The following is a 22,012-nucleotide window of genomic DNA, read 5'->3' on the forward strand; positions in this document are numbered from 1 at the left end:
TATAGTGAAATAGATGAGCATCCGCAAATGAAATAAAGGGGAACTTTATATGAAAAGAAACGGCATCTTGAACAGTCACATCTCTAAAATTTTGTCTGATCTGGGTCACACCGATCAGATTGCCATTGCGGATGCGGGCTTGCCCGTTCCGGATGGTGTGCTCAAGATTGATCTGGCACTCAAACTCGGTACACCAAGCTTTCGTGAAGTACTGGACGTCATTGCGGAAGACATGGTCATTGAAAAGGTGATCGTAGCTCGTGAAATCCAGGAAGGAAATCCGCAGACACTTGCCTACTTGAATGAAAAATTTGATTCGCAGGTCATTGATGATAGCCAGAACCATGAACGGTTTAAAGCGTTAACCCGGCAAGTGAAGGCCGTTATTCGTACAGGCGAGGCTACACCGTATGCCAATTGTATTTTACAATCGGGAGTTCATTTCGGTTAAAAGGAGGCAGCACTATGCACATTCAGATGCATAATATCCATAAAGCGTTTGGCACGAATCAAGTGTTAAGCGGTGTGGATTTTGAATTAAAAGAAGGCGAGGTTCATGCCCTGATGGGTGAGAATGGCGCCGGGAAATCAACGCTCATGAATATTTTGATCGGTCTGCACCAACGGGATCAGGGAACGATTGAGATTGATGGCAAAGAGACGTACTTCGGTAGTCCGAAAGAAGCTGAGCAGCTTGGGCTTACGTTTATTCACCAAGAATTAAATGTCTGGCCAGAGATGACAGTGCTGGATAACCTGTTTATCGGTAAAGAGATATCGTCCTCCATGGGGTTGCTTAACACAAAACAAATGAAAGCGCTTGCTAATGAACAATTTGCCAAACTATCGGTGGATATCCCGCTTGAGCGTCCTGCAGGAGAGTGCTCTGTCGGACAGCAGCAGATGATTGAGATCGCCAAAGCGCTGATGACCGAGGCCAAAGTCATTATTATGGACGAGCCTACAGCGGCCTTGACCGAACGTGAGATCCAGAAGTTGTTTGAGGTCATTCGTTCTGTGCAAAAAAATGGTGTATCCGTTGTTTACATCTCTCACCGAATGGAGGAAATTTTTACGATCTGTGATCGCATTACGATTATGCGTGATGGGCGAACTGTGGATACCAAAGCAATTCCTGAGACAAATTTTGATGAGGTTGTGCGCAAAATGGTCGGACGCGAACTCACCGAGCGTTACCCGTCTCGAAATCCGAAGTATGGCGAAATCGTACTTGAGGTGAAAGAAGCTAACCGAAAAGGATTATTCGAAAATGTTAGTTTTGATGTGAAAGCTGGCGAAATACTTGGTTTCTCTGGACTGATGGGATCGGGGCGTACGGAGATCATGAGAGCCATCTTCGGTCTGGATCGGCTGGATAGCGGTGAGATCAAGATCCGCGGAAAAAAAGTAAACATTCGCAAACCGGCGGATGCGGTGAAGCACGGCATCGGTTTTATTACAGAAGACCGGAAGGATGAAGGGCTAGTACTCGACTTTTCGATCCGTGAAAATATGGCACTGACGAACCTGTTCAGTTTTTCCAGCAGAGGTTTCATCTCGAATGTGAAAGAACAGGAGTTTGTGGACACCCTGATCAAACGGTTGCAGATCAAAACCCAATCTTCGGAAACCGCGGCCCGGAATTTATCCGGTGGGAACCAGCAGAAAGTGGTTATCGCCAAATGGGTGGGCATTGGCCCAAGCGTGCTCATTCTTGACGAGCCTACACGTGGGGTAGACGTTGGAGCGAAGCGTGAGATCTATCAGCTCATGAACGAACTAACGGATCGCGGAGTAGCGATCATCATGGTTTCGTCCGAACTACCCGAAGTGCTCGGAATGAGTGACCGTATTGCCGTTGTGCATGAAGGTCACATCACCGACGTGCTGCTGAAGGAACAAGCGACACAGGAACACATTATGACACTAGCTACAGGGGGACAGTAACATGACAACAATGCAGGACACTAAAACAGCCAAAAGCGGGTTCCGCTTGTCTAGCGTAACACAAAAACTCGGTCCATTACTCGGATTAATCATCCTGATTGTTATCGTTTCCGTGCTCAATCCAAGCTTCTTGGAACCGCTTAATATTCTGAACTTGCTTCGCCAGGTTTCCATTAATGCCTTGATTGCGTTTGGGATGACGTTTGTTATTCTCACAGGCGGGATTGACCTGTCGGTTGGTTCTATACTTGCCTTATCCAGTGCGTTCGTAGCCAACATGATGTTATCCGGTCTTGATCCGATTCTGTCGATCATTATCGGGGTTGCGCTTGGCGGCGTCATGGGTATGGTCAATGGACTGATGATTACCAAGGGTAACATGGCTCCATTTATCGCAACCCTTGCAACGATGACTATTTTCAGAGGTTTGACGCTGGTATATACCAACGGTAATCCAATCACAGGCCTGGGCGACAGTCTGCTGTTCCAGTTGTTTGGACGGGGATACCTGCTCGGTATTCCGGTACCGGCGATTACAATGCTGATTACGTTTGTGATTCTGTGGACGATTTTGCATAAAACGGCCTTCGGCCGCAAAACGTACGCCATCGGCGGTAATGAAAAAGCTTCGATTATCTCAGGTATCAAGGTATCCCGTGTCAAAATTATGATCTACTCCCTTGCAGGTATGCTTGCTGCGCTGGCTGGTGCAATTCTGACATCACGTCTGAACTCCGCTCAACCTACAGCAGGTACATCCTATGAGCTGGATGCCATCGCTGCAGTTGTGCTGGGCGGTACAAGTCTTTCTGGCGGTCGTGGACGCATTGTAGGTACATTGATTGGTGTGCTGATTATCGGTGTATTGAATAACGGTCTGAACCTGCTCGGTGTGAACTCTTTCTACCAGATGGTCGTGAAGGGTGTCGTTATTGCTATCGCAGTCCTGCTGGACCGCAAGAAAACCGCTTAAGGGAGAGAAAACAACATGAAAAAATGGACACTAACGCTTGTTAGCATGATACTGATCGTTGTTCTAGCCGGATGTTCGCTGGAGCCGCCAGGCTGGGCGAAACCAAAGTCAGCCGGAGGTAAGGAACAGAAAAAAATCGGCTTGTCGATCTCGACACTGAACAACCCGTTCTTCGTTTCGCTGAAAGACGGTGTCGTAGCAGAAGCACAGAAACAGGGTATTCAAGTTGTTGTAGTTGATGCACAGAACGATTCTGCGAAGCAAACGAACGATGTGGACGATCTCATTCAGCAGGGCGTAGATGCCTTGCTCATTAACCCGGCAGATTCCGCTGCAATCTCTACAGCGGTTCAATCCGCTAATAGTGTCGGCATTCCAGTAATTACGCTGGATCGTTCTGCGGATAAAGGTGAAGTTGCAGCACTTGTTGCTTCCGATAATGCGAAGGGTGGGCGCATGGCTGCCGAATACATCGTTAAGCAATTAGGTGAAGGAGCCAAAGTGATCGAGCTTGAAGGTGTCCCAGGTGCATCCGCTACAAGGGAGCGCGGCAAAGGTTTCCATGAGATCGCAGATCAGAAGCTGGATGTGGTTGCCAAACAATCTGCTGACTTTGACCGATCCAAAGGTCTGAATGTCATGGAGAACTTGTTGCAAGGTAATCCGGGAGTGCAAGCCGTATTTGCTCACAATGACGAGATGGCTCTGGGTGCCATTGAAGCGATTCAAAGCTCGGGTAAAGATATCCCGGTGATCGGTTTTGACGGCAACGATGATGCCATTAAATCGATTCAGGATGGTAAACTGACTGCAACCGTAGCTCAGCAGCCCGAGTTGATTGGACAGCTTGCACTGCAAGCCGCACTCGATGTGCTGAGCGGCAAGCAGGTGGAGAAATCCATTCCGGCTGAGTTAAAGCTGGTTACCAAGGAAAACGTAAATCAATAATCAATATTTAAAAGGTAATACACGAATCCCGCTCTGGCTGAAAAAGCCGGAACGGGATTTTTTATCGTGGAAATTATAGATGGTTAAAAACTCAAATCAGGCTCATACCTGACTTCAATTGCAAATTATAACCTTTTGGATTGCTCGAAAATAATAACTTTGGATATACATATTCAGTCCATAGATTGTTATACTGTCATTCAAAAGGTGAGTAGAAAGGGGCATCCAGCTTGGATCATCCTGTTGAAGAAAATTTAAAAATGGTTAGAAAACAAATGGCACTGGCTTGCAAGGCTTCTGGACGAAATATTACCGATGTAAAGTTGCTTTTAGCCACGAAAACGGTACCGCTTGAGAAGTTACAGGTCGCTGTGCAGGCAGGTGAAAAGCTGTTTGGAGAAAACAAAGTGCAGGAACTGCGAGATAAATATCCTCTTATGGAGCAGTCCAAAGCGGTGGAATGGCATTTTATCGGACATCTGCAGACGAATAAAGTAAAGGAGGTTGTTAAGTATGTGACAATGATCCATTCGGTGGATCGTCTGAAGCTCGGGCAGGTCTTACATGACCAGCTTGTCAAAGAACAGCGGACAATGGACATTCTTGTACAAATTAATACGTCCTATGAAGAAAGTAAATTCGGAGCTTCTCCAGAGGATGCAGTGGAACTCGTTGAACAGTTATCTCGATTTGATACGCTGCATGTAAAAGGATTAATGACGATTGGGAAACTGCATGCATCAACGGATGAGACCCGTCAATGTTTTCGGTTGTTGAAACAGCTCAGTATACAGATCAGAGAGAGAAACATCCCACGCGTCGACATGGAAATGTTATCCATGGGCATGTCCGGTGATTTCAGTATGGCGATTGAAGAGGGGGCCACCATCGTTCGTGTGGGAACGAATGTGTTTGGCCCACGTTATGTACCCGATGAATACTACTGGAACGAACATACAAAGATAGAAGATTAGTTGAGGGGCAGGGGTTTACATTGAAAACAGCATCTAATAAGATTCGCGGACGCGATTTGATATCGCCAGTGACCGCTGCTTTAATTTCTGTAATTGTCAATTATGGAGGGACCTTCATTCTTGTGTTTCAAGCGGCCAAAGCAGCAGGGCTAAGTCCGGAAATGACCGCTTCCTGGATATGGTCCATTTCGATTGGCGTAGGGATCACGGGGATATGGCTTAGTTACCGCTACAAAGAACCTATCATTACTGCGTGGTCTACTCCAGCTGCAGCCTTCCTTGTCTCCATGCTGGCTGTAACTCCTTATTCAGAAGCCGTAGGTGCTTATATGATTTCAGCCGTTGGTTTTGTCATTTTGGGCATGTCTGGCTTGTTTGAACGGTTCGTCCGATTAATCCCGCCAGGGATCGCTTCTGGTTTACTTGCAGGAATTTTACTCCAGTTCGGTATCTCCGCGTTTGAAGGGGCCAAGGTCGAACCTGTACTGGTTATTCTGCTGTTTACCGCCTATATCGTGTTAAAACGGTTTACATCTCGTTATGCAATCGTTGGTATATTGATTCTCGGCCTGATTTATCTGGTAATTATGGGGAAAACCGATTTCAGCTCCATTCAGCTGGCTGTCGCTTTACCTGTTTTCACAGCTCCCGAATTCTCAATTCAGGCACTGCTAGGTGTGGCCCTGCCGTTATTTATTATTACGCTTACAGGGCAGTACATGCCAGGTATGCTGGTTCTCCGCAATGATGGTTTTCGAACGAGTGCTAACCCTATATTAACGGTCACCGGCTTGGGTTCACTTATCGCCGCACCATTCGGCTCACATGCATTTAACGTGGCAGCCATTACCGCAGCTATATGCACAGGGAAAGATGCGCATGAAGATGCGTCCAAGCGTTATATTGCGGGCATTGCCTGCGGAGTCTTCTACATAACTGTCGGAATTTTTGGCGTGACCTTAGCCGCATTATTTTTAATTCTTCCAGCGGCATTTATCGCCACATTAGCAGGGCTCGCTTTACTTGGAACGATCGGCGGCAGCCTGGCTAACGCTCTGGCGGACCCGAACGGACGGGAAACGGCATTAATTACATTTTTAGCAACAGCGGCTAATGTAACTTTGTTTGGCATCGGCGGTGCATTCTGGGGACTTGTGGCTGGAGTCATGGCACATCTTCTAATTCATCATAAATTTGCCAAAAAACAACTTGGGACAAATGCTTAAGAAACCAGAAAGGGATGATGATCAGGATGTTAAAACATATAGAGAGCCAAGATAAAACTGTGGCAACAGCAGCCCGTCACGAGCTTGCAAGACAGCGGGATACGATAGAACTGATTGCTTCAGAGAATTTTGTGAGCCAAGCCGTAATGGAGGCCACGGCCAGCGTATTAACCAATAAATATGCAGAGGGTTATTCGGGCAGAAGATATTATGGTGGATGCGAGCATGTTGATACGGTAGAGGATATTGCTAATGATCGCCTGAAACAACTATTTGGTGCTGAACATGCGAATGTGCAGCCTCATTCCGGTTCACAGGCGAATATGGCTGTATATCTTGCCTCAGTTGAGATAGGTGATACGATTCTTGGAATGAATCTTGCTCATGGGGGTCATCTGACGCATGGAAGTCTTGTTAATTTTTCAGGAAGATTTTATCATTTTGTTTCCTATGGTGTCGATCCGGAAACGGGTCTTATTGACTTTGACGAAGTGCGAAAACTGGCTCACAAACATCGTCCGCGAATGATCGTTGCAGGCGGAAGTGCATACCCGAGGCGTATTGATTTTGAACTTTTTGCTCAAATTGCTTCCGAAGTGGGAGCTTTACTGTTTGTAGATATGGCACACATCGCGGGCATTGTTGCAGCAGGATTACACCCTAACCCCATACCGCATGCACATATTGTTTCAACCACGACACATAAGACGCTGCGAGGTCCGCGTGGAGGTGCTATTTTGTGTAAAGAATCCTGGGCACGGGCCATCGATAAAGCTGTTTTTCCAGGAACGCAGGGCGGGCCATTTATGCATATTATTGCGGGAAAAGCAGTCGCTTTTGGGGAAGCAATGCAATCTGATTTCACTGTTTATATGAGAAACGTTCTGAATAATGCCAAAGTAATGGCGGAAACGCTAAGAAATGAAGGACTTTCTCTTGTTTCTGGAGGTACCGATAATCATCTTATTCTCGTTGATCTGCGCAGCGTTGGCCTTACGGGTAAAGACGCTCAAATGATGCTGGATGAAGCAGGCATCACGGCAAACAAAAATTCGATTCCTCACGATACAGCAAGTCCGTTAGTTACAAGCGGTATTCGGTTTGGAACTCCTGCCATGACAACCAGAGGGCTTGGTGCCGGGGAGATGAAAGAAATCGCCGAGCTTATCGCACTTGCTTTTAAAAATCCAGCGAATACTAAAGTAAAAGAGCACATATCAGGTTGTGTGCGCGAGATCACATCACGATTTCCTCTGTACGAAGCAGGAGCATCGTTCACCTCATAAATAGATACAGCCCGTCTGCAATCTTCTTATCGATTTTGGATTGCTGGCGGGCTCTATTCCATTGTTATAAAACGGTGCGGGCAAATCGGGAGATGCCTTCTTCGATACGTTCCTCATCTACTTTTGCAAAACCTAATACCCACCCCTTACGGTCACTTTCCAGGCAGTATCTGCTTAGCGGATAAACACAGACACCCTGCCTGCGGGCGGCAGAGGTTATTGTTGCTTCATCACATGACGCTTCTGCTTCAAGAAGTATATGTAATCCCGTTTCTACTCCACTTAACCTAAAACGCGAACTAAGGCCGGAAGAATGGATCGCTTTGGTCATGACCTCGTGTCTGCGGCGATAAATGTTACGAACTCTTCTCATGTGGCGCATAAATTGCCCCCGCTCAATAAAATGATTCAGCGTTAGCTGCTCCATTATGGGGAGATGGCGATAAGTCAGTTCATGAATCTGGGTAAGCCGCTCAACCGCTGCTTGAGGTCCTATAATTGCGGATAAACGTATACCGGGCGCAATCATTTTGGAGAAACTCATCATATAAAGCGTATTCTGAGGCAGTTGGCTGAACAGGGTGGGAATCGGGTCTCCACGATATCTGAATTCGCTATCGTAATCGTCCTCGATAATCCACATCCCACGTTTTCCGGCCAATTGCATGAATTGCTGTCTGCGCGGCTCTGACATTATGATTCCGGTGGCGCATTGGTGTGAAGGTGTGACAAATACGAGCCTCGATTCTGGGTGGATGCGATCTACACACAGTCCCTGCTCATCAACCGGTACGGCATCGATCTGCATACCGCGGTATTTCATGGTGGTCCAGGCAGCAGGAAAACCGGGGTCCTCCACGGACACTCTGTCTCCTTCAGTCAGAAGTGCCTGAGTAATCAAATCAATGCTGTGTTGTGCGCCTGAAGTTAACAAAATCTGATCAACTTCAATATGAATTCCTCGTTCTAGGGACAGGTAACGCTGGATCTGTTCTCGCAGCGGCAGGAAACCTCTGGCATCGCCATACGACCAGATATCAAGGTCGGGTTCAGCAGACACCTGCAAAAATGATTTTCTCCAGGATTGGGTGAACGTCTCATCGATATAAGGCTCGTGCGGGTTGAAATCAATGTCCACCTGCGGTGCATCTTGATCTCCAAACCAGCTCTGCAGTTTGGCAATGGATTCGTGTACTAAAGGCAGTGCGGGAGGTACAGGCCCGGACGGTGGCTCCTCTTCTGAAGAACGGAGCACCTGGATCGAATGGCTGACTCTTGTTCCACCGCGACGTGAGGTTACGGTATAACCCCGGCTGAATAATTCTTCGTAAACGATCTGAATTGTAGACCGTGAAACACCGATCCGCGCGGCTAACTCACGTGACGGAAGCAGCAGCTCACCTGGAGGCCAGTTCCCGGTTGTAATGTTGTGAATAGCCTGGTCAAGCAGTTGCTGCCAGATCGGGCGGTCATCATTTCGGTTCACTTTTAACATCATAACAACTCCGTTGTTGTTGAATTTATGGATTGTATATTACTTGAACATAATGAAAATTCGGACGTTCCATTGTATGGAATATTATCATGACAACGGTTCAAGCTGCAATGATGAATCAAGATTATAATAATGATTTGACTGTTCATCTCCAGTTCATATTCAAGACGTTGGCAGTTCATTTTCTTCGTTTATACTGCGTTAGGAAACAGCACAACACGATGATCACAGAGCAGAATAGGAGAAGATGAAGATGAGAAGAAAAAGAACGTCTATAATCGCGATGACCGTGGTGCTGGCGATGTTAACTCCCACGGCTGTATATGCAACCGAGATTCCAAGTGAATCAAATTTTGAACTAACTCAAAAAGCCGTCACTGCAAAAACGAAAACACTGACCGAAAGTTACGGTGTTGCCAGTGTTCAATACGCACTTATCGATGCAGGACAGATTGTTCTTTACGGGCAGACAGGTATCAATGATCCTGCGGGGAATGTGCCCCTCACGTCAGACACAATGTATGGCATAGGCTCGACAAGTAAAATGTTTCTCACAACTGCTGTCATGAAGCTGGTGGATCAGGGGAAAGTTAAACTGGATGATCCGGTAGTTAAGTATATTTCTGACTTTAGAATGAAGGACGAGCGCTATACTCAAATTACAGTACGTATGTTGTTAAACCATTCATCAGGACTTCTTGGCACATCAAGTAATAGTGCAATCCTATTTGAAGATCCGGATACACATGCACATGATACGTTACTGCATCAGTTGGCGTCACAGCATCTGAAGGCTGATCCTGGTGCCTATTCGGTTTATAGTAATGACGGGTTTTCATTAGCCGAGATTCTGGTGGAGCGAGTCAGCGGTTTGAGTTTTACGGAATTCATGCACCGTCATATCACAACACCTCTTGGCATGAATCATACCAAGACGCCACAAGATCCGCTCGATTTGAAACAAATGGCAACGACGTACTCCGCCAAGAAGGAAAGGCAGCCTTTGGAGACAACCAATATGATTGCTTCAGGCGGCATCTATTCCACAGCCGAAGATTTGGTGAAGCTGTCACAAGTGTTCACGAACGAGAAGAGAGGTGTTCTTTCCAAAGAATCGGCGAATGCAACGGGACAGGAAGAGTACAAAAGGGGACTGTGGCCAGAGGACGCCGATTCGTCTATTGCTTACGGGCTTGGATGGGACAGTGTGAACTTATTTCCTTTCAATCAATATGGGATCAAGGCATGGACTAAAGGTGGTAATACGATAGCCTATCACGCCTCTCTGATTGTACTTCCTGAGCATAACATGGCTGCAGCCGTTACATCTTCTGGAGGTTCAAGTTCAACGAATCAATTAATTGCAACGGAGTTGTTACTCAGTGCGCTGGAAGAAAAGCAACTAATTCCGGAGCGTAAAGCGGAGAAGTCACATGGGGTTCCTGTGAAGGCAGAGATGCCAAAAGAAGAGATGAAACATTCGGGAATCTATGGCGGCGGCGCCAACATGTTAATGAAACTGGAAGTGCAGGAGAGTGGCCAACTCACGATCTCGATGTTAACGGCTCCCAATAGTCCGAAGCAGAAGTACACATATATTGCTGAGGGCTCTTTTGTAAATGAAGCGGGTACGGAGAAAGTGAAGTTTGTTAAGGAAGATAACGGAAATACGTATCTGTGGACACGTTCGTACCAATCCGCACCTGGACTCGGGCAGCTTGCTTCCTCGGAGTACAAGGCACAGAAGCTTCAAGCGAACCCTTTGTCGGATGAGGCGAAAGCAACGTGGCAGTCACGTGCCGATAAAGCATATGTGCTCGTGAATGAGAAGCATACCTCGACATTATATAATACAGCAATGCCGCTTATCCCTATTCAGTTGTTGAGTGAACTGCCAGGCTATATTTACACCAACGCGATTACGGGTGCGGATCAAGCTATGAATCGATTACAAATTCCTGGTGTAGCCGGACGTGACACGATGGAATTTACATTTTTCAAACAGGACGGTATAGAGTTTGTTTCACAAGGAGGCAATATATATGCCAGCCAGGATATTGTGAAACCGATTTATGCAGGTCACCAATCGAAAACGACAATTCAGGCGAATGGTTATGCCAGATGGTTCTCTATCCCGACTTCGGCTGGAGGGAAAGAAATGAAAGTGAACGTCCCTTCAGATGGTTCTTTTGTTGTGTATGATGCGTCTGGAGTTAGCCTGAATCATAGCGTAGTTAGCGGTCAAACGACAATGATACTCCCGGAGAAAGGCAGCATTGTCTTTGCAGGTGAAGCGGGAGCTGTGTTTGAGATTACGTTGAAATAAAGGAGAACTCTGTTTATGGACGAGAGGGACATGTTTTCTTAATTACGATTGATTGATCTTGAGCATTAATGTTTTTTAAAGGAGAATTCATGCTTATCCATATGATCGCTAAAAAGTCGCGCTTTGCGGCTTTTTTTCATTTTAATGTTTCAAATTAATGTTTCAAATTTTAAATTCGGGTTTCGCTAACCTGACCTCCAGGGTAAGTATAAGAGGAGTTTTACAAGTGGAATGAAGAATTGCCATGGAAACAAAAGATGAAGGTGGGTAGAAAGAGCATTGATTGTTCAAGTGCTGAGAATAATAATGGAAGCAGGTTTGGAAACATAAGTATGGCATGACGTCAAGACGAGGAGGACATATGAAGAATAACAGGATTACAATACTTATACTTACCATGGTGCTGCTTCTGGTGTCCGGCTTCACAGGTTGGACGGGAAGTGTGCAGGCACAATCGCAATCGGTAAAAAGCTATGTGATCGGTACCGACATTACCTTTGCACCGTTTGAATTTGAGGATATAAACGGAGAGCTTGTCGGCATTGACATGGATATCCTTGCAGCGATTGCGAAGGACCAGAATTTCAAATATGAGATCAAAGCCTTAGGTTTTAACGCAGCCGTGCAGGCACTGGAATCCAATCAGGTAGATGGTGTCATTGCAGGTATGAGTATTACGGATGAACGTAAAACCCAATTTGATTTTTCTGATATGTATTTTGAATCAGGCGTTGTTATGGGCATTAAAGCGAGCAATGATACAATAAAAAGCTATGAAGATCTCCGCGGTAAAAAGGTAGCAGTAAAAACGGGGACGGAAGGGTATCGTTTTGCTGAAGCGAACGCATCGAAGTATGGGTTTACCATTGTACCTTTTGATGATTCGGCGCTAATGTATGAAGATGTGAAAACGGGAAATTCTGCAGCATGTTTTGATGATTACCCTGTATTGAAATATGGGGAGAATCAAAAAAACGGACTGAAAGTTGTTACAGAACCAGAAAAGGGTGCGCCTTACGGCTTTGCTGTAAGTAAAGGTAAAAACCAGGAGTTGCTGCAGAAGTTTAACGCAGGCCTTGCAAACATCAAGGAAAGCGGTGAATACAAGCGTATTGTAGATAAGTATATAGGTGACAATGCGGAGACTGTTGCAAGCCTGGGACGAATGGAGCTTGTGATCAAGTCTCTTCCAGCCCTGTTGAAAGGTTTGGGGAATACACTGTTATACACAATCATGTCTCTGTTCTTCGCGTTTATTATTGGTTTGATCTTCGCCTTTATGAAAGTAGGGCGTAACAGAGTTTTGCGCGGCATCGCCACCATTTTCGTTGATATTTTCCGTGGTATTCCGTTGCTTGTACTCGCGTTCTTCATTTACTTTGGTATTCCTCAGGCATTTGGCTTTACGATGCCGCTGTTCCTTGCAGCGATTCTGACGCTGAGCTTAAATGCCGGAGCGTACGTTACTGAGATTATCCGTGGGGGTATTCAATCGATTGATCGGGGGCAGATGGAGGCGGCTCGTTCACTCGGACTTCCGTATCGCAAAGCAATGATGAAAATTGTCATTCCTCAGGCGATCCGTGTGATGATTCCTTCATTTATCAACCAGATGGTTATTACGTTGAAGGATACGTCCATCTTGTCCGTTATCGGGCTGGTTGAGCTTACACAGTCGGGTAAAATCATTATTGCCAGATCCTTGGCCTCGTTTGACATTTGGTTAACGGTTGCGATAATGTACTTGATCGTTATTATTATACTGACTAAAATTGCCGATTATCTGGAGGTGAGAATCCGTCGTGGGTAAAATTAGAATAGAAGGTCTGAAGAAAAGTTTTGGTTCCAATCAGGTGTTGAAAGGAATAGACGTTACTGTGAACGAAGGAGAGGTTGTATGTGTGATCGGTCCCTCCGGTTCGGGGAAAAGTACATTTCTGCGTTGTATTAACTGTTTGGAGGATATCACCGCAGGCCGTGTTATTGTCGATGATCAGGACTTAAACAGCAAAGATATCGATATCAATAAAGCCCGTGAAAACATCGGTATGGTATTCCAGCATTTTAATCTGTTTCCACACTTCAGTGTGCTCAAAAATATAATGTTCGCGCCTATGGAACTTGGCAAATTAAATCAAGCACAGGCACGAGAAACGGCTCTTCGCTTGCTTGACCGTGTCGGTCTGTCAGATAAAGCAGGCAGTTTCCCAAGCCAGCTCTCCGGTGGTCAGAAGCAGCGTGTAGCCATTGCCCGTGCGTTAGCGATGAATCCTGACGTCATGTTATTCGATGAACCTACTTCGGCACTTGACCCGGAAATGGTTGGAGAGGTACTTGGTGTGATGAAGGACCTCGCGCGCGAAGGTATGACGATGATCATTGTTACGCATGAGATGGGCTTTGCCCGCGAAGTTGCGGATCGGGTTATTTTTATGGATGGTGGATATATTGTTGAGGAAGGTAATCCTGAACAGATCTTCGGTAAACCGCAGCACGAACGCACAATCAGCTTTTTGGAAAAGGTGCTCTAATCCCAGTTTTATCATGGTTCAATAAAAAAAGTCGCGATATGCGGCTTTTTTGCTTTGTACATTTATTTCATAAGGGATATAATGAGCTTCGTGAAATGCAGGGCATATTAGCTTTAATATCCATATAATTGCCTAAATAAAAATACTTATAAAGGAGTATTATCCTATGACCGAACCCGTAACGGAGTTGATACAACGACAATCGATTGAAGCCTTTCAGTCTGTGATTCGTAAATCGGAGAACGCTCTGAAGAACATGGCGGGGAAAGAAGCAAATACAACTGTTATAGAGAAACGACTTCGTGCGCTCATTGTCAGTTTATATATATTGGAACACACCTGGAATGGGAGAGATGACCAACATTATAGTAGCTTGGAAATATCCGAGGCACGTCATGTGATGAACAATCTCCTTCCTTCTCTTAAACAAATGATGGATAAGTCTACAGCTGGAACACCCCAATATACCTTACTGGAGAGAAGAATTCGAGCTTTTCAACTTGCTGTGCAGGCGATGGAACAGAAATGAGCCTGAAGTACTTGACAAAGAGTGATTCAAAAGGTAGTCTTCTTTTATGACAGTGGTCACTGACATTGGGGTAGAAGGAGAGCTTAATGTCCAATTCAAGTAAACGGAACACAAGAGAGAAGTTAATGTTAACGGCGATCGAGTTGATCTCGGTAAAGGGATATAAAAGCGTTACAACGCAGGAGATTGCTTTAACCGCGGGCGTAAGTGAGAAGACGTTATTTCGCCATTTTGGTACGAAACAAAATTTGCTTGAGAGCGCATTTGATGAATATCATTATGCCGCAGAAATGACACGACTTTTTGAGGAAAAACTGGTATGGAATCTGCATTCAGATTTATTGTTGGTGAGCAGAACCTATCACGAAATCATGCATAAGAACCGCAAATTGTTTATGATCAGTCTGAAGGAAATGAATCATTTGCCGGATTTAAGAACACAAACGATACGACCCCCCCAGCAGTTACTTGAACGGTTAACCCGTTATTTACAAACGATGTACGAACAAGGTAAGGTGATTCAGATCAATGCTGAATTACAGGCTTTTTCCTTCATGGCATTAAACTACGGCTTGTTTATTAATCATATGGAGGATCATGTACATTTTCCGTGGCTTTCATTAGAAGATGTGATTGCCGAAAGTGTATGGACGTTCACTAGGGCTCTTACGCCCTAGTTTTTTAGTCAGTTAAATGACAGTAAGTACTGACAGTCAATTGTTTGTATTTTAAGTAACGTATGGAAAAGAGGGAAACGATGAAGGACACAGAGAGTTTAGAAATCCAGGATACATCTTCAACCGGTAAAGAAACGGTACTACTTCGCGTGCTTGTCTTCACATTGATCATTTCTGTAATGAACGGAATGATGTTTAATGTTGTTTTACCCGTCATTGGGGATCAATTCGAACGGTCAGCTTCCGAAACAAGCTGGATCGTTACCGGATATTTAATTGTATATGCCGTCGGTACAGTCACCTACGGGAAGCTAACAGACCGATACAGCATTAAGCATTTAATCACTTTTGGGCTCTTATTATTGGCTGCTGGTTCTGCCATGGGGATTCTGTCTACTTCCTTCTTTATGATTATTTTGGCACGACTGATTCAGGCCGCAGGGGCTGCCGTCATTCCAGCTCTTGCCATGATTATACCGGTTCGATATTTTCCGCCGAACAAGCGTGGTCAGGCACTCGGTACCTCTGCGATCGGAATCGCCTTGGGATCTGCGTTAGGTCCTATTGTTGCCGGATTCGTATCCAGTGCACTGAACTGGAAGTTTCTATTTTCCATTCCGCTGCTTTCGCTGTTGACGCTCCCTTTCTATAGAAAATGTTTGAATGATGAGAAGAGAGTCTATGAAAAGATGGACTATCTCGGAGGGATACTGCTCGCAGTAAGTATTGGAGCCATTTTGCTCGCGCTGACTCAAATGAATTTGTGGTATTTGCTACTGGGGTTTGTAGTTTTAGCTTTGTTTATCCTTCGTATTCTTCACGCAGCATCACCGTTTGTGCAGCCAGCTGTTTTTTGCAACCGATCCTACACATGGGGAATGATTATTTCATTTGTGTTGGTCGCATGCGGATTTAGCATTCCATTTATTATTCCGCAACTGTTGACCCATGTGTATGATTCTTATCCGGCTCTGACAGGTCTAATTATGTTACCATCGGCTCTGATTGCAGCATTACTGGGAAGACGAGGAGGGAAGTTAGCTGATGAGAAAGGCAATGTCTATTTGATCTATACAGCCTCAACGATGCTCGCGATTGGCTTCATATGTCTATCGTTTGTTGCCGGTGTGTCATTGTTTTTCGTTTCATCTTGTCTAGTCTTGGCAGTCCTTGGTCAATCATATATGCAAATTGCGCTGTCTAATACGATTGCACAGACACTTTCCAAAGAACAGGTTGGCATTGGTATGGGATTACTGTCGATGTTTAATTTCATCGCAGCTTCTGTATCTACAACGGTTCTTGGCAAGGTCATCGACGGGGGAGCGCAGCAGATGCATTTCAACCCTTTTATCAGCCTATCGTCTGCATTTGTATATAGTAATCTATTTATTGTGCTTGCCTTGTTGGTTGTGGTAATGACTTTTGTGTATAGATGGCATTTTGATCGTAAGTCTCAAGGACAAATGAATGAATCATCTACATTGTTCTGATAAAAGCTGAACGTGTTTACTCAAGCCAAACGGTTACTATCCGTTGATTTTCAAAAAATTGAAAAGAAGAGGTCTGTCCTCAACGACAGGGCCTCTTCTTAGTGGAACGTTTCAGGAGAAATGGTTCACTTAAAATGGTACAGGCGCACACCGTGCGAAGGCACATTTGTTTGTAATATATCCCCGTTAACTTCTATCAAATCGCCACTCCATAATTCAATTCCTTGGCTTGCAACGGAAGGGGATAAACCAGCTGTTGTAAGATTAAGTTCCACCGGGAGCCCTTGTTGCTCACCAACATTAAACACAGCTACATAAGTGGAGCCATCCACATGAGCAGCCGTCCAAACGATCAGATCGCCTTGACGTAACACTTCTCTTGCACTATGGCTTTCACGATGCATACGCAGAACTTCACGGTTCGTCAGCAAGGACAGTGTCCAGTCATCGTTATCCCGTAACTCACCGCCAAAGATGAGAGGAGAACGGAAAATACTCCACAGAGACATCATGGTCAATTGCTCATCCTTAGTGAATCTCGTCCAGCGGTCAGCTCCGCCTCCATCGACAGAGCGAATACCGATATGCCCCAGAGGCAGCATATCACAATCCGGCCAGCACCCCTCCTTAGGAAGGGCCTGCCAAGTGCGGCAGCGGTCGAACATATCCAGCAGCAGCGGCCATTGATCCCAGAAATCATCGGTGACCCGCCACATGTTAGCCTGTTCCGCGAAAAAATCAGCATATTCCACGGGGGCAGGACCGGGAGAAAGACTTAATACCATGGGACGTCCGGCACGTTTGATCGCCTTCGAGATCATCTCAATCTCAGGCTGATGTGTGTCATATAATCTGGAGGCAGCGATATCATCCACTTTGACCAGATCAACACCCCATGAAGCATACAATTCAAACAGTGAATCATAATAGGCTTGCGCGCCTTCTTTGTTGTGATCTACGCCATACATATCCGTGTTCCACGGACAGATGGAGTTGGTGTGAGCGATCTCACGGGCGGTGGAGCTGGTCCCCAATAGAGCTGTATTCGCATGAACTGCTTGCCTTGGAATTCCGCGCATTATATGAATGCCGAATTTTAGTCCCAAACTGTGAACATAATCAGCAAGTGGTTTGAATCCCTGACCGTCCGCAGCAGAAGGGAAGCGATTTTCTGCAGGCATCAGACGAGAGTACTCATCCATAATCAGTGGAGCGAACGGGCGGTATTGTGAGGAGTTTGCCAGAGGCTCATACCATTGAATATCAACGGTAATGTAGCTCCAGCCATATGCTTTTAGATGTGTAGCCATGTACTCCGCATTGCCGCGAATTTCCTTTTCAGTGACAGCAGCTCCGTAGCAGTCCCAGCTGTTCCAGCCAAGAGGAGGTGTTGGTGCAACAAGAGTATGATCCATTGAAAGGCTCCTTTACATGATGAACTTGGTTTAAATTATTGCTCTAGTTACATTCATCATAATGAAGGTGGATTCAATAATCTACAGTAATGTTAAGTCTACAATAGCAATTTATTGCGGTTAGTCAAAAAACAATCTGCGATATACGAGGCTCTCGCCGCCGCTTCGGAACTCCCCTGGGGTAAGCCCGGTTAAACCTCGAAAAGCCTTGATAAAATAACTTCCGCTGGAGTATCCAACCTGCAATGCGATCTGTTCAATGCTTAGTGTCGTGCCGCGAAGGAATTCCATCGCTTTCTCGATTCGAACGCGGGTAAGATAGGCACCTGGAGTGAGGCCTGTGCTTGCCGAGAATCTGCGAATAAAGTGATATTTGGATAGAGTAACACGTTCTGCAAGCTGATCCACGCTGATCATACTGGCGTAATCGGTCTCGATATACTTCGTGGCCTGCTGAATATGTTCCGGCCAGTTCTCCCGATTATGACGTGCAGTCGTCTGTAAGCGAACAAGCTCTGTCATGAACTGATACACACTGGATGAGGCAATCAAAGGGTCCGTTATCCGTCCAGCCGCGGCATCCGTTACAATCATGCGCAGCAGACGGATCGGAGCCGAATCCATGGGGAGAGTAGCAACCTCGCCTGCTTCTCGCACAAACTTCTGCCAATGAGCTTGAATGAGATCAGGACGGAAGAGTAGGAAGATGAAATGCCATGGCTCAGCACACTCTGGATGATAATAATATCGATGAGCGCTCGGGATCTCTGCAAGAAAAGCCTGTCCGGAGGTCACACGGTATGTACGGTCTTTACTTTCATAAATACCTTCTCCTGCAAGGGTGTACTGAAATAATAGAAGAGGACCATCCGTTCGCTCCAGGCCATCCCAATAATACGACGGATCAGTAATGATATCGCTCCCCGTTGCATAAAGCTTGCATAGGTCAAGTTCACGATCTTCTGCAAATCGAAAACCATAGGTACCTTTTAAAATATCCATCGCTTTCCTCCAATCTAGGATACTCTGCTCAATCTACACTCATGTTCGCTATTTAACTATCATTTAAGTTCTGGATCTGAAGGGTTACGTGCAAACTTACCGGGCGATGTTCCGACCAGCTTGGTAAAGGTACGAATAAAATTGGCATAATCGCCGAATCCAGACTGATAACAAACCTCTGTAATACTCATGCCTTCAGTCAGGCAACTTTTGGCGAGCTCAATCCGGCGAGTAAGAATATAGTTTCGAATTGTAAGTCCGGTGTGCTTTTTGAATTGACGACTGATATAACTGCTGTTGGCGAATAGATTTTCTGATAAATCTTGCAGTGTGAGAGAATCTGTCAGATGTGTTTCAATATAGTCCATGGTGTTACGAACTAAATCAGGCATAATGTCTGTGGGCACAAAATCCGTATGTTTAAAAAGCAGATTGGTCATGAGAAGAATCTTGGTTACCAGCATATTTCTCATGATATCAGCACCATAGTCTGAGGAGACCAAGATTTGCTCTAACTGAGATGTAAGATGGAGAAACTGCGATAGCTCCTTTTCATTCAAATGCGCGATATTGCCGTTGTCTTTATGACGATAATGAAAACAGGTGGACAGGTTAGTAGATGATGTGGACAAACGATGAAGATATGATTTTTGAAGATTGATTGTGATTCGTTCATATTCATCTTGATCTAGTGCAAATGATCGATGCATTTCCTCTGGACTTAGTACAATAAGATCACCGCGTTGAAGATGGTAACACCGATTCTCAATATAGAAGTTCACATTGCCGCGAAGGAAAATAAACAGTTCATATCCATTATGTCGATGGTAGAATGTACCCATATTATAGGTTGTAACACGATGCAAATACAGCAGATCTGTCTGAATGGGATCATATTGATACTCCAGTGATTCATCCATATCAAGAGAACCTCCTTATCGTTCCACGCAATAAATATCACAATCTAAGCAATGAAATTGCAAACTTGAACCTATAAAATGTTATCATCCTAACATTTTGGTTTAATATTTGCAAGCGTTTTCGAAATGAATAAGGAAAACAGAATTGGAGGATTCTATGGAGCTGATTTTTACCGCACGCAGCAGTTGGCAGGAGGGAACAGTGTACACCGAATTGGATACGCACAGACTTCGGGCTGAGGTGAATGTGATTGCTGATAAAGACAAGTCCGAAGATCCGAGACAGGTGCAGGTTACAATTGAGAATGAGGGCAATCAGCGATGGAGCGGTGTGATTCATATCGAACTAGGTTTTGACAAACATCAACCCAGATTTTTCTTGCCTGCTTTTATGTATGGACATAATCGGGGAGAAGCGCCGCAAAATGTACCTAACGAATTTCCAAGAATTCGTACAGGACACCCTTCCCGGCCTTCATCCCCTTGGTGGATGGTCCGAAGTGATCGTTTATCCCATCCGGCTGCCCTAGTGTATGACACAGGCCGAATTGTCGGACTTAGCGCAAGCCCATATTGGCTTAATAACGAGCATACTGGACTGAAAAAACCATGGTATCCCGGTCAGAAAGGAAACTTTCTGCAGTATGCTGGCTTCACCTGTTCAATAGAAAAAGGTACTGTCGGTTACACTTTAGGGTATGAGAACGCTCCGCTGCTTTTTATCAAGTCAAGACTTGTGCATGAACGTGCACCTTTGGCAGAGAACGTCTTCGAGCTGGCAGCAGGAGAAGTGGTGGAGTTCATAATGGAATTATATGATTATGAATCATCTTCCCCGTTGGGCATTAATTCTGCAATAGAGTCAATCTATAAAAAATACCATGAGTATCCACGGAGAGGAAGCGATATCCGGAAAGCCGTATCCGACTTGTCCACAGCCATTCGTGACTATGCCTGGCTTCCAGAAGACCGTCACTATTCTACTTTTGTATATGAAGACGCTGAAAGCGGGAGCTACCGATATAACAAGATTATTTCCATCAGCTGGACGAACGGTATGACTATTGCAGCCCCCATGCTTATTGCAGCATTACGTCAGAACGATGAGCCTATGCGTCAGCAAGCGTTATCATGCATTACAAACATTATTGAAAATGCGATGAATCCCGAGTCAGGACTTCCTTATGATGCTTATCAGGATGGAATCTGGAGTATTAAAGGCTGGTGGTTCGACGGTATGCGTACACCGGGGCATTCATCCTATCTCGTTGCACAAGCCATGTTTTATATCCTCAAATGTTATGACTATGAGTACCGTATTCTACAGAACACCCATAATGAATGGTTGGATTATGTGAAGCAAGTATTAATTCGTTTGGAGCATAGTAAAAATGCGGATGGCGAGTATCCGACGATTTTGTCCGAGCACACAGGTGCGGGATTAGAATATGACGCTTTCAGCGGTGCCTGGTGCCTTGCAGCGAAAGCTTATTACAGCTGGTTGACCAATGATTCATCCGATTTGGAGGAAATGAGACGGAGTGAAAGACATTATTACAATGTCTATGTGAAACAGATGGAATGTTACGGTGCCCCACTTGATGCAGACAAAGCAGTGGATTCCGAAGGCATTCTAGCATATATCAAAGCTCTCCGTTTCCTGCATGCACTAACTGGGGAGGAGACGTTCCTTGATCATATGAAAGACGCCATCAAATACGAGTTCAGCTTCAAATTTTGTTATAACTCGCCTGTGCAGATCCCGCCGCTGAGTACATTGAAATGGTCGAGCTCAGGAGGAAGTGTCACTTCTGTAGCCAATCCGCACATTCATCCTATGTCCAGCAATTTGATCGATGAGCTTTTATATTATGTTAAGCAACGTAAGGATGACTACATCCATCAACGAATGAAGGATACGGTCGCTTGGGGCTGTCAAACCTATAATCGTATGGATAATGAATATGACTTTGGCAAAAAAGGATGGATGTCCGAGCGTTTTTGTCACTCGCAAGGGCTCGTCACAGAGACTTATGCCGATGGTTCGCCGGCAAGTACCTGGTTTTGTCTAATGCCGTGGGCCAGCGGGTCTATCATTGAAGGCCTTGTTGGTGACCTATGGGATGATGTCAATTCAACGAAATAAATAAAAATATTCCTTTACAATTCGGGTTAACATTGTGAAGCTTTAGGTTAGTTTTATTCATTTAGCTCGGCCGACTCACCGATTAAACTAAACATGTAACCTGTTATGGTAAGTCAAATTCGAA

The 22,012-nt window shown here is 45.2% G+C and carries 18 protein-coding genes; 14 read left to right on the top strand and 4 right to left on the bottom strand.

The window, feature by feature from the left end:
• The first annotated feature begins 49 nt into the window (after nt 1-49).
• The 7 genes from rbsD to glyA all read left to right on the top strand — a co-directional run bounded on the left by rbsD (nt 50) and on the right by glyA (nt 7,354).
• A complete protein-coding gene (gene rbsD, locus ABIE27_RS13520; protein ID WP_123063512.1) occupies nt 50-451 on the top strand; it encodes a D-ribose pyranase in 402 nt (133 codons plus the stop codon).
• 14 nt (nt 452-465) lie between these two features.
• Nucleotides 466-1,947: a sugar ABC transporter ATP-binding protein gene (locus ABIE27_RS13525; protein WP_429350698.1), complete on the top strand. Its 1,482-nt coding sequence runs from the start codon at nt 466-468 to the stop codon at nt 1,945-1,947.
• A gap of 1 nt (nt 1,948) precedes the next feature.
• The gene (locus tag ABIE27_RS13530; protein WP_090915883.1) at nt 1,949-2,920 is read left to right on the top strand and encodes an ABC transporter permease subunit; all 972 of its coding nucleotides are present in this window, start codon (nt 1,949-1,951) and stop codon (nt 2,918-2,920) included.
• A gap of 15 nt (nt 2,921-2,935) precedes the next feature.
• On the top strand, nt 2,936-3,868 hold the full coding sequence (gene rbsB / locus ABIE27_RS13535) for a ribose ABC transporter substrate-binding protein RbsB (RefSeq protein WP_090915885.1): 933 nt from the start codon (nt 2,936-2,938) through the stop codon (nt 3,866-3,868).
• Nucleotides 3,869-4,098: 230 nt separating this feature from the next.
• Nucleotides 4,099-4,842, top strand: coding sequence for a YggS family pyridoxal phosphate-dependent enzyme (locus tag ABIE27_RS13540; protein ID WP_123063509.1), 744 nt, complete (start codon nt 4,099-4,101; stop codon nt 4,840-4,842).
• Between the two features lie 20 nt (nt 4,843-4,862).
• Nucleotides 4,863-6,068, top strand: a complete 1,206-nt coding sequence (locus ABIE27_RS13545; protein ID WP_123063508.1) for a benzoate/H(+) symporter BenE family transporter — start codon at nt 4,863-4,865, stop codon at nt 6,066-6,068.
• Between the two features lie 26 nt (nt 6,069-6,094).
• Entirely contained in the window at nt 6,095-7,354 is a 1,260-nt protein-coding gene (glyA, locus tag ABIE27_RS13550) for a serine hydroxymethyltransferase (RefSeq protein ID WP_429350699.1), read from the top strand.
• 64 nt (nt 7,355-7,418) lie between these two features.
• Here the strand turns inward: glyA and ABIE27_RS13555 are convergent, their stop codons facing one another.
• On the bottom strand, nt 7,419-8,849 hold the full coding sequence (locus ABIE27_RS13555; protein ID WP_123063506.1) for a PLP-dependent aminotransferase family protein: 1,431 nt from the start codon (nt 8,847-8,849) through the stop codon (nt 7,419-7,421).
• Between the two features lie 253 nt (nt 8,850-9,102).
• Between ABIE27_RS13555 and ABIE27_RS13560 the strand changes: the two genes are divergently transcribed.
• The 6 genes from ABIE27_RS13560 (at nt 9,103) to ABIE27_RS13585 (ending at nt 16,405) form a co-directional block, all read left to right on the top strand.
• Complete coding sequence (locus ABIE27_RS13560) at nt 9,103-11,175, top strand: serine hydrolase domain-containing protein (protein WP_429350700.1); 2,073 nt, start codon at nt 9,103-9,105, stop codon at nt 11,173-11,175.
• A 361-nt stretch (nt 11,176-11,536) separates the two neighbouring features.
• Nucleotides 11,537-12,985 (top strand): amino acid ABC transporter substrate-binding protein/permease, encoded by a 1,449-nt coding sequence (locus tag ABIE27_RS13565; RefSeq protein ID WP_429350701.1) that lies wholly within the window; start codon nt 11,537-11,539, stop codon nt 12,983-12,985.
• A complete protein-coding gene (locus ABIE27_RS13570) occupies nt 12,978-13,706 on the top strand; it encodes an amino acid ABC transporter ATP-binding protein (protein ID WP_429350702.1) in 729 nt (242 codons plus the stop codon). Before ABIE27_RS13565 ends, ABIE27_RS13570 begins: the two co-directional genes overlap by 8 nt.
• Before the next feature lie 166 nt (nt 13,707-13,872).
• Complete coding sequence (locus tag ABIE27_RS13575) at nt 13,873-14,235, top strand: hypothetical protein (protein ID WP_123063502.1); 363 nt, start codon at nt 13,873-13,875, stop codon at nt 14,233-14,235.
• A gap of 86 nt (nt 14,236-14,321) precedes the next feature.
• Nucleotides 14,322-14,912, top strand: coding sequence for a TetR/AcrR family transcriptional regulator (locus tag ABIE27_RS13580; protein ID WP_429350703.1), 591 nt, complete (start codon nt 14,322-14,324; stop codon nt 14,910-14,912).
• An 80-nt stretch (nt 14,913-14,992) separates the two neighbouring features.
• On the top strand, nt 14,993-16,405 hold the full coding sequence (locus ABIE27_RS13585) for an MFS transporter (protein WP_429350704.1): 1,413 nt from the start codon (nt 14,993-14,995) through the stop codon (nt 16,403-16,405).
• Nucleotides 16,406-16,530: 125 nt separating this feature from the next.
• On the opposite strand, the gene ABIE27_RS13590 is transcribed toward ABIE27_RS13585, so the two are convergent.
• The 3 genes from ABIE27_RS13590 to ABIE27_RS13600 form a co-directional block, all read right to left on the bottom strand.
• Complete coding sequence (locus ABIE27_RS13590; RefSeq protein WP_429350705.1) at nt 16,531-17,820, bottom strand: glycoside hydrolase family 27 protein; 1,290 nt, start codon at nt 17,818-17,820, stop codon at nt 16,531-16,533.
• Nucleotides 17,821-17,940: 120 nt separating this feature from the next.
• Nucleotides 17,941-18,822 (bottom strand): helix-turn-helix domain-containing protein, encoded by an 882-nt coding sequence (locus ABIE27_RS13595; RefSeq protein WP_123063498.1) that lies wholly within the window; start codon nt 18,820-18,822, stop codon nt 17,941-17,943.
• 59 nt (nt 18,823-18,881) lie between these two features.
• A complete protein-coding gene (locus tag ABIE27_RS13600; protein ID WP_123063497.1) occupies nt 18,882-19,742 on the bottom strand; it encodes an AraC family transcriptional regulator in 861 nt (286 codons plus the stop codon).
• 157 nt (nt 19,743-19,899) lie between these two features.
• Here ABIE27_RS13600 and ABIE27_RS13605 point away from each other — a divergent pair, with 157 nt between their 5' ends.
• Nucleotides 19,900-21,888 (top strand): hypothetical protein, encoded by a 1,989-nt coding sequence (locus ABIE27_RS13605; protein WP_429350706.1) that lies wholly within the window; start codon nt 19,900-19,902, stop codon nt 21,886-21,888.
• Nucleotides 21,889-22,012 lie beyond the last annotated feature (124 nt).

The organism is Paenibacillus sp. 4624 (assembly GCF_050435065.1).
Lineage (GTDB): Bacteria > Bacillota > Bacilli > Paenibacillales > Paenibacillaceae > Paenibacillus > Paenibacillus amylolyticus_D.